The following is a 12,412-nucleotide window of genomic DNA, read 5'->3' on the forward strand; positions in this document are numbered from 1 at the left end:
GCCGCAGGGACCCGCGGTCGGCATAGGCTCGTCGGCGGCGTGACCCGCTCCGTCCTCGTCGGTCCCCCCGTCGGAAAGGCTCCACCGTGCGCACCTCCCGTCCTGTCCTCGCGGTCGCTCTCGCGTCGGCCGCCACGCTCGCGTTCGCCGGCTGCTCGTCGTCGGAGGACGGCGACGGCGCGCCCGCGGCGTCCGGCAGCGCGACCGACTGCACGCCCGAGGGGATGCAGACCCTCGCCGACGGCACGCTGACCGTGGGCGCCAGCGACCCCTTCGAGCCCTGGTACGTGGGCGAGCCCAGCAGCGGAGAGGGCTTCGAGTCGGCGCTCGTGTACGCCGTCGCGGACGAGCTCGGGTTCGCGAAGGACGACGTCGAGTGGACGTCGGTCACCTTCGAGCAGATCATCAGCCCGGCCGTGAAGACCTTCGACGTCGCCGCCTACCAGACGACGATCACCGACGAGCGCAAGAACGCCGTCGACTTCTCCAGCCCCTACCTGACCAGCCGCCAGGGCGTCATCGTCGCCGACGAGGGCGAGTTCTCCGACGCGGCGAGCCTGGCCGACCTCGAGGGCGCGAAGATCGGCGTCACGGCCTCGCAGACGTCGCTCGCCGTCGCCGACGCCGCGTGGGGCGACGACGTCGAGGTGACACCGTTCAACGCCGCCGGCGACGGCATGACCGCCCTGAGCTCGGGCACCATCGACGCCATGGTGATGGACGTCGACCAGGGCGTCGCCGCGTCGACCGTCTACTTCCCCGACACGCACGTGATCGGCACCCTGCCGCCCGTGGGCCAGCCGGAGCAGCTGGGTCTCGTGCTCGACAAGGGCTCGTCGCTCACCGCGTGCGTCTCGGCCGCCGTCGACACGCTCGAGGAGAACGGCACGCTCGACGAGCTGCGGACCACGTGGCTCAAGTCGGACGACATCACCGAGCTGTCCTGACGCGGTGAACGACCGGTGACCGGGCCCGCGACGACGCCGACCGGCGGCTGGCAGCCGTCGGAGCGGGCGCGCGCCCGCGCCGCGTACCGGCGGGCGCAGCACCGCCGGGCCCTGCTGGTGGCGGGCGTCGCGACCGTGCTGGTGGTGGCGGCCGTCGTGTACGTCGTGACGACGGCGCCCGGCTGGGAGCGGGCGCGCGAGGCGTTCTTCTCCCCGGAGCGGGCGTGGGAGGTGCTGCCCGAGGTCGCGGCGGGGCTGTGGCTCAACCTGCGGGTGTGGGTGGTGGCGAGCGTCGTCGCGCTGGTCGTGGGACTCCTGATCGCGGTCGTCCGGACGTCGCGGGTGCCGGCGCTGTTCCCGCTGCGGATCCTCGCCGTCGGGTACGTGGACGTGTTCCGCGGCGTGCCGCTGCTGCTCGTGCTGCTGCTGGTCGGCTTCGGCCTGCCCGCCCTGCGGCTGCCGTGGCTGCCGGTGAGCGCGGCCTTCCTCGGCGGCCTGTCGATCGTGGTCTGCTACACGGCGTACCTCGCGGAGATCTTCCGGGCGGGCATCGAGGCGGTGCACCCGTCGCAGGTGGCCGCCGCCCGGTCGCTGGGGCTGACCCGCGGGCAGGCGGCGCGGCGCGTCGTGCTGCCGCAGGCGGTCCGCAACGTCACGGCGCCCGTGGCCAGCATGCTCGTGTCGCTGCAGAAGGACTCCGGCCTCATCTCCATCCTCGGCGCCGTCGACGCGATCCGCGCCGCCCAGATCGCCACCACCGGGGACTACAACTTCACGCCGTACGTCGTCGCGGGCCTGCTGTTCATCGCGATCTCGATCCCGCTCACCCGGCTGGTCGACGCCTGGTCGGCGAGGCAGGGCTGGCGCGGCGAGCTGCGCGGCGTCGCGGGCGCGGGGGCGATCCGATGACCGCGTCCCCGGGCGCGCCGCTCCTGGCGCTGCGCGACGTGCGCAAGTCCTTCGGCACCGGCGCCGACCGCAAGGTCGTGCTCGACGGCGTCGACCTCGACGTGGCCGAGGGGTCGTGCGTCGTCGTGGTCGGGTCGTCCGGCTCCGGCAAGTCCACGCTGCTGCGCGTCGTCGACCTGCTCGAGGAGGTCGACGACGGCCAGGTGCTGCTCGACGGCGAGGACGTCGCCGACCCGTGGGTGGACGCCGACGCCGTCCGCGCCCGCCTCGCGATGGTGTTCCAGCAGTACAACCTCTTCCCGCACCTGCGAGTGCTCGACAACGTGACCCTGGCGCCGCGCGTCGTGCACAAGGTGCCGCGGGCCGAGGCCGAGGCGGCCGCGCTGGCGATGCTCGAGCGCGTCGGCCTCGCGGACAAGGCGCGCGCGTACCCCGACCAGCTGTCGGGCGGGCAGCAGCAGCGCGCCGCCATCGCCCGCGCGCTGGTGAACGGGCCCGAGCTGCTCCTGCTCGACGAGGTGACGTCCGCCCTCGACCCCGAGCTGGTGGGGGAGGTGCTCGAAATCCTGCTGTCCCTGCGTAGCGAGGGCGTGGCGGGGCGGCCGACGACGATGCTCGTCGCCACGCACGAGATGGGCTTCGCGCGCGAGGTCGCCGACGAGGTCGTCTTCCTGCACGCCGGGCGCGTGCACGAGCGGGGCACGCCCGAGCAGGTGCTCGGGGACCCGCAGGAGCAGCGCACCCGGGAGTTCCTGCGGCGGCTGGGCTGAGCCCTGGCCGCCCGATGCGCCGTTACTGGAGGCCGAAACCGCCGTCGGTCGTCAGGACCTGTCCGACGACCCACGAGCCGGGCGCGGAGACGAGCCAGCCGATGAGGCCCGCAGGGTCGGTCGGTTCGCCCCAGCGGCCGAACGGCGTGGCGCGACGGAGCGCGTCGAGCTCCTCGAGGGGACGATCCGTGGACTCGGGGTCCAGATACCCGGTGTTGACCGGGCCAGGGTTGACCGTGTTGAGGACGATGCCCAGGTCCTGCAGTTCGGCAGCGACGGTAGCGGTGACGCCCGCGAGCGCAGCCTTGGAGGCGGCGTAGGCCACCTCACCCCGCATCGCGCCCTGTTGCTGGCCCGAGGTCATCCAGACGACCTTGGGCGCGGTGCGGGGGTCCGACGGCGCAGTCCAGGTCACCCGTTCCCCCGGTCGAGCCCTGGGAGCGTCCTTCCGGTGCTCAGCCGCGAACCGTCGGGTGAGGAACAAGGTCGAGCGGGTGTTCGTCTCCCGGAACGCGTCGAGGACCTCGGCAGACATGTCGAGGACCGACCCGTCGCCGCCACTACGCGCGTGGTTGCACACGAGGACGTCGAGAGTGCCGGTCAGGTCCCGTGCGGCGTCGACGAGGGCGTCGATCTGCTCGGGGTCGCGAAGGTCTGCGCCGGCATCGCCGCTCAGGGCCGAGCCGCGGAGCGCGCCGCGTACACCGGCGCGCACCTCGTCGAGGTCGTCGCCGCCCCAGGGCTGGTGAGCATCGTGCGGGGCGAAGTGGTGGATGAAGACGCTCGCCCCGAGCCCAGCGAGCTCGCGAGCGACGGCGTAGCCGATGCCCTTGCGCCGGGAGACGCCGGTGACGAGCGCGGTGCGGCCGGCGAGCGGGAGGTCGTCGTGGTGCATACCCGCACCTGAGTGACCTCGGTCCAGCCGAAATCGAGCCGGACAGCTCGGGGCGGCGGCGCTCGTTCGACCTACCCTGGGGCGTGCCGGGTCGTGGTGACCACCGGCGACCGTGGCGAAGGGGGCAAGGATGCAGGGCACGTCGATCGGGTTCGTCGGCACGGGGCCGATGGGGGCGCCGATGGCGCGGAACCTGCTGGCGGCGGGGTTCGACGTCGCGCTGTGGAACCGGACCGCCGCGCGGGCGGAGGCGGTCGCCGAGGGCGAGCCGCGCGCGACGGTCGCCGCGACGCCGGCGGACGCGGCGCGGCCGGTGGTCGTGGTGATGCTGCCGGACCTGCCGCAGGTGCGGGACGTCGTCGACCGCCCGGACGGGCTGCGGGCGGGCTGGCGCGCAGCGGGGACCACCGACCCGGTGCTGGTCGTGATGAGCACGGTGAGCCCGGTCGAGGTCACCGCGTGGGCGGAGGAGCTCGCGGCGGACGGCATCCGCCTGGTGGACGCGCCCGTGAGCGGCGGCGTCGAGGGCGCCGTCGCGGGCAGCCTGAGCATCATGGCGGGCGGCGCGGACCACGACCTGGCCGCCGTCCGGCCCGTGCTGGAGGCGATGGGCTCGACCGTCCGCCACCTCGGTCCGGTGGGCGCGGGGTCGCTCACCAAGACGTGCAACCAGATCGTCGTGGGCGGCACGCTCAACGCCCTGGCCGAGGCGGTCGCCATCGCACAGGCCGGCGGCCTGGACCTCGCCACGGTCCTCGAGGTGCTGGGCGCCGGGCTGGCCGGCTCGCAGGTGCTCACCGACAAGTCGCGGCGCTACCTCTCGGGCGACTACGCGGACGGCGCAGCGTGCCGCACCCAGCTCAAGGACCTCGAGTTCGGCCTCGCGGTCGGGCAGCGGCTCGGTGTCGACACGACCCTGACGGCGGTCGCCCGCGACCGGTACCAGCGGATGGTCGAGCGCGGCGACGCCGAGCTGGACCACAGCGCCGTCATCCGCGTCGTCGTCTGACCCCTTTCATGACGCCGCCCACGACGCCGTCGGTGGACGGACGTCGCACGACGACGTGAACGCTCGGCGTATCAGCGTCGCCCCGCCACCCTCCGAGGTACATGGAGGGGACGACGATGAAGCGACTGGTGCTGTGCTGCGACGGGACGTGGAGCCACGCGGTGAACCCGCAGGTGTCCAACATCGAGAAGCTCGCGCGGTCCGTGCTGCGCTCCGGAGGGAGCGCTGATCCGGACGTCGAGCAGATCGTCGGCTACGTGGCGGGCGTCGGCGCCCGCGGCTACCTGGTCGACCAGCTGCTGGGCGGCGCGTTCGGCTACGGGTTCACCCGCAACGTGGTGGACGGCTACCGGTTCCTGGCCATGAACTACGAGCCCGGTGACGAGATCGTCGTCCTCGGCTACTCCCGCGGGGCGTACACGGCGCGCAGCGTCGTGGGGATGCTGTCGCAGGTGGGCCTGCTGACCGTGGACGCCCAGGACGCCGGGCTGCTGTGCGAGGCGGAGCGCGTCTACCGCCTCAAGCCGCCGACGGCGCGCCGTGTCGCGCGGGCGCAACGCACCGTGGCCCGCACCAGGCCCGGATCGTGGCGCCGCCGGCGGGCGGAGGCCGTGCTGCGGCAGGTCGACGAGGTCCGGGCGGAGAAGAAGGCGTTCCGCGCGGAGCACGGGATCGAGGTCCCGGTCCGCTTCCTGGGCGTCTTCGACACGGTCGGCGCGCTCGGGGTCCCGGGCCCCTCCCGTCGCAAGAACCGCTTCCACGACGTCTCCCTCGCGCCCGCCGTGCAGACCGCCCGGCAGGCGCTCGCGATCGACGAGCGTCGTCTGACCTTCGCGCCGTGCCTGTGGACCGTGCCCGACGACGACCCGCCAGGCCGCGTGGAGCAGGTGTGGTTCCCCGGCACCCACGGCGACGTCGGCGGCGGCGGCTCGCGCTGCGGCCTGTCCGACCTCGCGCTGCAGTGGATGGCCGCCGAGATGCGCGCCGTGGGCGTGCAGTTCGACGAGCACCGTCTCGCGCGTCAGCTCACCCCGCGCGCCGCCCTGGTCCTGGACCAGGCTCCGCCGTGGCCGTTCCGCATCCTCAACGTGGCCACCCGCGTGCGGCCGCGCTACGCGACGGTCGACGGCCGCCTCGTGTTCCGCCGCGGCCTGCGGGTCCTCGCGCTGCCGGTGCCGTCGTCCCCGGCGGAGCTCACGGCCGGCGCCACGGGCCACGACGTCGTGACGGCGGAGGTCGTCGGGGCGTGGCGCGACGGCGTGCGCCTCGCGGACACCGTGCTGCGGCACGTCCTGCGCGACGGCTACGCCGCCCTCGCCCCCAACCTCGGCTGGTGGATCACCGAGGCCGGGGGAGTGGAGCGCGTCCCCGTCGAGCGGGTCGACGCCGCCCGCGGCGACCTGCGCCCGTTCGTCGTGCCGGGCGACGACCTCATCGAACCGGTGCGAAGTCCTCGAGCGCTGCCGGCGGGTCGGTGAGGTCGGGGTCCTTCGCGAGGTAGGCCTTCGTCTCCCGCGCGATGAGCCCGGACAGCAGGAGCAGCCCGACGAGGTTCGGCAGCGCCATGAGTCCGTTGAGGACGTCGGCCACGCCCCACACGAGGTCCAGCTCCCAGACCGCGCCCACGAGGCACACGAGCGTGAAGATCGCGCGGTACGGCAGCGACACCCTGATGCCGAAGAGCGAGGTGGCGCACCGCTCGCCGTAGTACGCCCACCCGATCACCGTGGAGAGCGCGAAGAACACGACGGCGATCGCGACCACGGCGCCGCCGAACTGCGCGAGCGGGCCGGACGACATCGCCGTCGACGTCATCGCCGCACCCTCCTCGCCCGACGTCCACGCGCCGGACGTGATGATGACCAGGCCGGTGAACGACACGACGATGATCGTGTCGATGAAGGTCTGCGTCATGGACACCAGGCCCTGGCGCACCGGGTGGTGCGTCTTCGCCGCGGCAGCGACGATCGCGGCCGAGCCCAGGCCCGACTCGTTGGAGAACAGGCCGCGCGCGACGCCGTACTGCAGCGCGAGGGCGACGGTCGAGCCGACGAAGCCGCCCGTGGCCGCGGTGCCCGTGAACGCGTCGGTGAACACGAGTGCGAAGGCGTCGGGGATGGCGGTGACGTTCGCGCCGAGCACCAGGAGCCCGGCCAGGATGTAGAAGAGGATCATCGTCGGCACGAACGACGCGGTGACCGCGCCGATCCGCTTGATGCCGCCGATGAGGACGACGCCCACGAAGAGCACGATGACGATGCCCGTCGCCAGCGGCGGGACGCCGAACGTGTCGTCGAGGGACTGCGCGATCGTGTTGGTCTGCGTCATGTTGCCGATGCCGAACGCGGCGAGCGCAGCGAAGACGGCGAACGCGACGGCGAGGATCTTGCCCAGGGGCCCGCGGATGCCCCGCTTGAGGTACTCCTGGGGCCCGCCGCGCTGCTCGCCCTTCTCGTCGACGACGCGGAACTTCGAGCCGAGGAACGCCTCCGAGTACTTGGAGGCCATGCCCAGGAGGCCGGTGACCCACATCCAGAACAGGGCGCCGGGGCCGCCGATGCCGATGGCGGTCGCGACGCCGGCGATGTTGCCGACGCCGACCGTGGCGGCGAGCGCGGTGGTCAGCGCCTGGTAGTGCGAGATGTCGCCCTCGCCGTCGCCGTCGCCCGCCGAGGCCTCCTTGCGCTGGAGCAGCCCGAGGCGCAGTGCGGGTCCGAGCTTGCGGAACTGCAGCCCCTTGAGCCGGATCGTGAGGTACAGGCCCGTGCCCAGCAGCAGCGGGATCAGCAGGAAGGGGCCCCAGACGAAGGAGCTGGCTGCGGCGATGAAGTCAGCGAAGGAAACCACGCCGCGCACCAACCCGTTGCCGTCGTCATCCGTCGGGGGACGACGGCGCGTGTCGCCGGTCGGGCGAGGGCCCGACGCGTCGCAGCCGGTCAGGAGTCGTAGGCGTCCTTGACGACGAGCACCGGGACGGGGGAGTCGAGCAGCACCCGCTGTGTCGTCGTCCCGACGAGGAAGGTGCCCGCGGTGGAGCGCTTGCGGGAGCCGAGGACGACGAGCGTCGCGCCGGACGCCTCGGCGGCGTCGAGGATCGCGTCCGCGGGCTCGGTGCCGGAGGGCCGGCGGGTGACCGGCAGGACCTCGACGCTCTCGCCCGCCTCGGCAAGGATGCCGTCGAGGGGGTCGCCGTCGACGGGGTCGTCCGACCGGGCGAGATGGACCACGTGCAGCGGCAGCCCGCGGCGGGTCGCCTCCGCGATCGCCGTCCGGACGGCCGCCTCACCGTGGGGCGACGGGTTGTAGGCCACGAGCACCGTCATGCGCACACTCTCGCACACGGAGGGAACCTCGCGCCGGTCCGACCCGTTGACCCCACCAGCCGACGAAGGAGCAGCGCATCATGCAGTGCCCCCACGACCAGTCCGTCCTCGTGATGTCCGAGCGCAAGGGCATCGAGATCGACTACTGCCCGCAGTGCCGGGGCGTGTGGCTCGACCGGGGTGAGCTCGACAAGATCATCGAACGGTCCCTCGAGTCGGAGATCGCCGCCGAGGCGCGCGGGCCCGTGCCGCCCGCGCCGGCCTCCCCGGGGCCGCCCTACCCGGCGTCGTACGACGAGCGTCGCTACGACGACAAGCGCTACGACGACCGTCGCCATGACGACGCGAGGTACGACGACAAGCGGTACGACGACAAGCGCTACGACGACCGCGGGTACGACCCCCGCTACCGCAAGCGCAAGAAGAAGGACTCGTTCCTCGGGGACCTGTTCGACTTCTGACGGGCCCGAAGCCCGCGTCGGCGGGTGCGTCAGGCGGCGGCGAGCTGCTCGCGCACCTGCCGCTTGGCGCGGGTGAGCATGCCCGCCATGCCGTTGAGCCGCAGCGGGCTGACCGCGCGGGTGAGCCCGATCATCAGCGGGAAGTCGTCGGGCACGTCCAGCACCTGCTGGGCCGAGAGGCCGGACAGCCCCTGGGCCAGGATCGACGCGAACCCGCGCGTGGTGGGCGCCTCCTGCGGGGCGGTCGCGTAGAAGTGCACGACGTCGCCGTCGACCTCCGCGAACGCGCGCACGGGGGACTGGCACTCCTCGACCGCCTCGAGCAGGCCGGGCGCGCTCTCGTACCGCGGGGGCAGGCCCGGCAGCTCGCGGGAGAACTCGAGCAGCAGCTGCAGCCGGTCGCGCTCGGGCAGGGCGAGGAACTCCTCGCGGATCTCGGCGAGCGGCTCGGGCAGGGTGGCGGCGTCGGTCATGGTCCCAGTCTCTCGTAGGGAGCCGGACGCCGGTCGAGCCGGTCCGGACCGCGGATGGGTCCGGACCGGCTCGAGCGCGGCGCCGTGGCTGGTCGGGCGGGTCAGGCAGCCTGCGCCTGCTTGACGCTCGCGGGGACCTCGCCGGGCTCGGCGCCCGCGACGATCGGCACGCGCACGGCGTTGCCCCACTCGGTCCAGGAGCCGTCGTAGTTGCGGACGTCGTCGATGCCGAGCAGGTAGCGCAGCGCGAACCACGTGTGGCTGGAGCGCTCGCCGATGCGGCAGTACGTGATCACGGAGTCGCCCGCCGTGAGGCCGAGGCCGCCCTCCTGGTAGATCGCCTCGAGCTCGGCGCGCGGCTTGTAGGTGCCGTCCTCGGCGACCGCGGTGGCCCAGGGGACGTTGCGCGCCGACGGGATGTGGCCGCCGCGCAGCACGCCCTCCTCCGGGTAGTCCGGGATGTGCAGGCGCTCGCCGGAGAACTCCTGCGGGGAGCGGATGTCCACCAGGGGGCCGTTGCCCAGGTGGTCCAGCACGTCCTCCTTGAAGGCGCGGAAGGTCGAGTCGTCGCGCTCGACGACGGGGTAGTCGCCGCGGGCGGGGGACGGCACGTCGGTGGTGAGCTCGCGACCCTCCGCCACCCACAGGTTGCGGCCGCCGTCGAGCAGGCGGACGTCCTCGTGACCGAACAGCGTGAAGACCCACGCGGTGTACGCGGCCCACCAGTTGTTCTTGTCGCCGTACAGCACGATCGTCGTGTCGCGGGAGATGCCGCGGCTCGCGAGCAGGTCGGCGAAGCCGGCGCCGTCGAGGTAGTCACGCTCGACGGGCTGCAGCAGGTCGGTGTGCCAGTCGATCTTCACCGACCCGGGGATGTGGCCGGTCTCGTAGAGGAGGACGTCCTCGTCGGACTCCACCACCACCAGGCCCGGGGTGTCGAGGTTCTCGGCGAGCCACGACGTCGTCACGAGGCGCTCGGGGTGCGCGTACTCGGCGAGGCGCGGCGTCGGGTCGGTGGGTGCGGGCATGGTTCCTCCATCTGTGCGGCGCGGAGCGCGCCGGGCGCGGCGGGTCGTGGCCACTCGGGTTCGTGGACACTCTAGGAACAGGCGGACCTGCCGCGACAGTCCGTGTCCATCATGTGGGACCACGATGCGAGACGGCGTTCATCGCGACGAAACGCCCGCGATACGGAAATGTGATTCCGAAATTCTTGTGGTGTCCGTCACCGAGTGCTAGCGTCGCGAATGCCTAAGGCGGGCCCGGGCCGCGCGGACGTCGACGTCGACTCCCGCGCGGTGATCGACGAGATCGATCCGACACCGGCAGCTATCTACCAGGCGGCATGAAGGACAACTCGCCTGCAGCGACCCGCCGAGCGCCCGGTCTCCACCGGGACCTCGAGGGGCCGACGGACCCGAGCACCCGGGGGCCGCTGCCCGAACCGTGGAGACTCACCATGGACCGCAATGCCGTGATCAACACCCAGGCACCCAGGACGGCCGTTGCTCCCGCCGTCCGTCCGGCCGCAGCCCACCTCGAGAGGGCCGTCTCCCTGGCCGTCGACAGCGTGGCGAACGCGGGCGGCCCCTTCGGAGCCGTCGTCGTCACCCGTGACGGCCGCGTCATCGAAGGCAACAACCGCGTCACCCAGGACAACGACCCCACCGCGCACGCGGAGGTCACCGCCATCCGGCGGGCCTGCGCCGAGCTCGGCACGTTCGACCTGTCGGGGGCCGTCCTCTACTCGAGCTGCGAGCCGTGCCCGATGTGCCTCGCGTCCGCCCTCTGGGCGCGCGTGGACGCCGTCTACTTCGCCGCCGACCGCCACGACGCGGCGGCCGCCGGGTTCGACGACGCCGTGTTCTACGACTTCTTCGCCGCGGCACCCGAGACCCGGGCCGCCGGCGGGGTGATGACCGTGCGCCACGAGCGCACCGGCAGCGCCGTCGCGCCGTTCGACGCGTGGCGCGTCCTCGAGACCCGCATCGACTACTGACGCGCGGGCCGGAAAGGACACAAGGACGTGACCATCCTGGGAACCCGGCGGGACACCGCCGAGAACGACAAGACGCCCTCCACCGGCGCCCGCCGTGGCGTGCTGGAGCGGCTGTTCAAGATCACCGAACGAGGCTCCACCACGGGACGCGAGATCCGTGGCGGCCTGGTGACCTTCTTCGCGATGGCGTACATCGTCATCCTCAACCCCCTGATCCTCGGCGGCACGAGCGCCGAGAACGCCCCCACCGACGTCGCGGGCGGGTGGCTCGCGACGGCCCAGGTGGGCGCCGTCACCGGCCTCGCCGCGGGCGTGCTGACCATCCTGTTCGGCCTCGTCGCGAACCTGCCGTTCGCGCTCGCGGCCGGGCTGGGGATCAACTCGTTCCTCGCCGTCGCCGTGGTCGGCGACGTCACCTGGCCCGAGGCGATGGGCCTCGTGCTCATCAACGGTCTGCTCATCGTGCTGCTCGCCGTCACGGGCGCGCGGTCGGCGATCTTCAACGCCGTCCCGCGCCAGCTCAAGGCGGCCATCACCGTCGGCATCGGCCTGTTCATCGCCTTCATCGGCTTCGTCGACGCCGGCTTCGTCACCCCCACGGAGGGCGGCCCGCCGGTGCAGCTCGGCGACGGAGGGTCGATCGCCACCGTGCCGACGATGATCTTCGTCCTCGGCCTGCTGCTCATGGGGATCCTCGTGTCCCGCGGGGTCAAGGGCGGGCTGCTCATCGGCCTGGTCGGGACCACGATCGTGGCGATCGTCGTGGAGGCGGTGCTCCGGCTCGGGCCCGCGAGCGACGACAACCCGGGCGGCTGGCACCTGTCGGTGCCCGCGCTGCCGGACTCGCTGGTCTCCGTGCCGGACCTGTCCCTGCTGGGCCAGTTCAGCTTCGGCGCCTTCGACCGCATCGGGGCGCTCGCGGCCACGATGCTCGTGTTCACGCTGTTCTTCACGAACTTCTTCGACGCGATGGGCACGATGACGGGGCTCGCCAAGCAGGGCGGGCTCGCCGACCAGGACGGGAACTTCCCGAAGATCAAGTCGGCGCTGGTCGTCGAGGGCGTGGGCGCGGTCGTGGGAGGCGCGACGTCGTCGTCGTCGAACACCGTGTTCGTCGACTCGGCGGCGGGCGTGGGCGAGGGGGCGCGCACCGGCCTGGCGTCGGTCGTGACGGGTGGCCTGTTCCTGGTCGCCATGTTCCTCACGCCGCTGACCGCCGTCGTGCCGATCGAGGTCGCCAGCGGCGCCCTCGTGGTGGTCGGCGCGATGATGATGCGGGAGATCAAGGAGATCGACCTGGGCGACTTCTCCGTCGCCCTGCCGGTGTTCCTCACGGTCGTGACGATGCCGCTGACGTACTCCATCGCCAACGGGATCGGGATCGGCTTCATCACGTGGGTGCTGCTGCGCTTCGCCTGCGGACGGGCGCGCGACGTCCACCCGCTGCTGTGGGTGGTCGCCGCGGGCTTCCTCGTGTACTTCGTGCGCGGCCCGCTCTCGGCGGCGCTCGGCGCCTGACGGCAACGTCGGGGGGGGGGGGGGGGCCCCCCCCCCCGCCCCCCCCGGGGGGGGGGGCCCAGCAGGCAACAGCGGGGTGCGGCCGGGGGCGGGGGGGGGGGGCCGGGG

13 protein-coding genes are annotated in these 12,412 nt (G+C 72.9%); 8 read left to right on the forward strand and 5 right to left on the reverse strand.

The window, feature by feature from the left end; all coding sequences use genetic code 11:
• Positions 1-86 precede the first annotated feature (86 nt).
• The 3 genes from ACFQ8T_RS02600 to ACFQ8T_RS02610 are packed head-to-tail and all read left to right on the forward strand — an operon-like array spanning position 87 to position 2,626.
• The gene (locus ACFQ8T_RS02600) at positions 87-947 is read left to right on the forward strand and encodes an ABC transporter substrate-binding protein (protein WP_430544991.1); all 861 of its coding nucleotides are present in this window, start codon (positions 87-89) and stop codon (positions 945-947) included.
• A gap of 15 nt (positions 948-962) precedes the next feature.
• A complete protein-coding gene (locus ACFQ8T_RS02605; RefSeq protein WP_430544992.1) occupies positions 963-1,856 on the forward strand; it encodes an amino acid ABC transporter permease in 894 nt (297 codons plus the stop codon).
• A complete protein-coding gene (locus tag ACFQ8T_RS02610) occupies positions 1,853-2,626 on the forward strand; it encodes an amino acid ABC transporter ATP-binding protein (protein ID WP_430544993.1) in 774 nt (257 codons plus the stop codon). Before ACFQ8T_RS02605 ends, ACFQ8T_RS02610 begins: the two co-directional genes overlap by 4 nt.
• 22 nt (positions 2,627-2,648) lie before the next feature.
• Here the strand turns inward: ACFQ8T_RS02610 and ACFQ8T_RS02615 are convergent, their stop codons facing one another.
• Positions 2,649-3,683, reverse strand: a complete 1,035-nt coding sequence (locus ACFQ8T_RS02615) for an SDR family oxidoreductase (RefSeq protein ID WP_430544994.1) — start codon at positions 3,681-3,683, stop codon at positions 2,649-2,651.
• Between ACFQ8T_RS02615 and ACFQ8T_RS02620 the strand changes: the two genes are divergently transcribed.
• The gene (locus ACFQ8T_RS02620; protein ID WP_430544995.1) at positions 3,652-4,530 is read left to right on the forward strand and encodes an NAD(P)-dependent oxidoreductase; all 879 of its coding nucleotides are present in this window, start codon (positions 3,652-3,654) and stop codon (positions 4,528-4,530) included. The genes ACFQ8T_RS02615 and ACFQ8T_RS02620 overlap by 32 nt on opposite strands.
• Positions 4,531-4,646: 116 nt before the next feature.
• The gene (locus ACFQ8T_RS02625; protein ID WP_430544996.1) at positions 4,647-6,008 is read left to right on the forward strand and encodes a DUF2235 domain-containing protein; all 1,362 of its coding nucleotides are present in this window, start codon (positions 4,647-4,649) and stop codon (positions 6,006-6,008) included.
• Here the strand turns inward: ACFQ8T_RS02625 and ACFQ8T_RS02630 are convergent.
• Positions 5,962-7,377, reverse strand: a complete 1,416-nt coding sequence (locus ACFQ8T_RS02630) for an alanine/glycine:cation symporter family protein (RefSeq protein WP_430544997.1) — start codon at positions 7,375-7,377, stop codon at positions 5,962-5,964. The genes ACFQ8T_RS02625 and ACFQ8T_RS02630 overlap by 47 nt on opposite strands.
• A gap of 89 nt (positions 7,378-7,466) precedes the next feature.
• Positions 7,467-7,853 carry a universal stress protein gene (locus ACFQ8T_RS02635; RefSeq protein WP_430544998.1) on the reverse strand — a complete coding sequence of 129 codons (387 nt, stop codon included), beginning with the start codon at positions 7,851-7,853 and terminating at the stop codon, positions 7,467-7,469.
• An 80-nt stretch (positions 7,854-7,933) separates the two neighbouring features.
• Here ACFQ8T_RS02635 and ACFQ8T_RS02640 point away from each other — a divergent pair, with 80 nt between their 5' ends.
• Complete coding sequence (locus ACFQ8T_RS02640; RefSeq protein ID WP_430544999.1) at positions 7,934-8,314, forward strand: zf-TFIIB domain-containing protein; 381 nt, start codon at positions 7,934-7,936, stop codon at positions 8,312-8,314.
• A gap of 29 nt (positions 8,315-8,343) precedes the next feature.
• Here ACFQ8T_RS02640 and ACFQ8T_RS02645 read toward each other — a convergent pair whose 3' ends face one another.
• Together ACFQ8T_RS02645 and ACFQ8T_RS02650 are read right to left on the reverse strand one after the other, a co-directional pair.
• Complete coding sequence (locus ACFQ8T_RS02645) at positions 8,344-8,787, reverse strand: SufE family protein (RefSeq protein ID WP_429762611.1); 444 nt, start codon at positions 8,785-8,787, stop codon at positions 8,344-8,346.
• A 101-nt stretch (positions 8,788-8,888) separates the two neighbouring features.
• A complete protein-coding gene (locus tag ACFQ8T_RS02650) occupies positions 8,889-9,815 on the reverse strand; it encodes a sulfurtransferase (RefSeq protein WP_430545000.1) in 927 nt (308 codons plus the stop codon).
• A gap of 431 nt (positions 9,816-10,246) precedes the next feature.
• Between ACFQ8T_RS02650 and ACFQ8T_RS02655 the strand changes: the two genes are divergently transcribed.
• Both ACFQ8T_RS02655 and ACFQ8T_RS02660 read left to right on the forward strand, forming a co-directional pair.
• The gene (locus ACFQ8T_RS02655) at positions 10,247-10,786 is read left to right on the forward strand and encodes a nucleoside deaminase (RefSeq protein WP_430545001.1); all 540 of its coding nucleotides are present in this window, start codon (positions 10,247-10,249) and stop codon (positions 10,784-10,786) included.
• A gap of 27 nt (positions 10,787-10,813) precedes the next feature.
• Positions 10,814-12,304 (forward strand): NCS2 family permease, encoded by a 1,491-nt coding sequence (locus ACFQ8T_RS02660; RefSeq protein ID WP_430545002.1) that lies wholly within the window; start codon positions 10,814-10,816, stop codon positions 12,302-12,304.
• The last annotated feature ends 108 nt before the right edge of the window (positions 12,305-12,412 follow it).

Origin of the sequence: Isoptericola sp. NPDC056618 (assembly GCF_042792715.1) — a bacterium.
Classification (GTDB): domain Bacteria; phylum Actinomycetota; class Actinomycetes; order Actinomycetales; family Cellulomonadaceae; genus Isoptericola; species Isoptericola nanjingensis.

Coding starts and splice junctions, on each gene's coding strand:
- ACFQ8T_RS02610 (WP_430544993.1), top strand. CDS start 1,853: ATGACCGCGTCCCCGGGCGCGCCGCTCCTGGCGCTGCGCGACGTGCGC.
- ACFQ8T_RS02620 (WP_430544995.1), top strand. CDS start 3,652: ATGCAGGGCACGTCGATCGGGTTCGTCGGCACGGGGCCGATGGGGGCG.
- ACFQ8T_RS02625 (WP_430544996.1), top strand. CDS start 4,647: ATGAAGCGACTGGTGCTGTGCTGCGACGGGACGTGGAGCCACGCGGTG.
- ACFQ8T_RS02635 (WP_430544998.1), bottom strand. CDS start 7,853: ATGACGGTGCTCGTGGCCTACAACCCGTCGCCCCACGGTGAGGCGGCC.
- ACFQ8T_RS02640 (WP_430544999.1), top strand. CDS start 7,934: ATGCAGTGCCCCCACGACCAGTCCGTCCTCGTGATGTCCGAGCGCAAG.
- ACFQ8T_RS02645 (WP_429762611.1), bottom strand. CDS start 8,787: ATGACCGACGCCGCCACCCTGCCCGAGCCGCTCGCCGAGATCCGCGAG.
- ACFQ8T_RS02650 (WP_430545000.1), bottom strand. CDS start 9,815: ATGCCCGCACCCACCGACCCGACGCCGCGCCTCGCCGAGTACGCGCAC.
- ACFQ8T_RS02655 (WP_430545001.1), top strand. CDS start 10,247: ATGGACCGCAATGCCGTGATCAACACCCAGGCACCCAGGACGGCCGTT.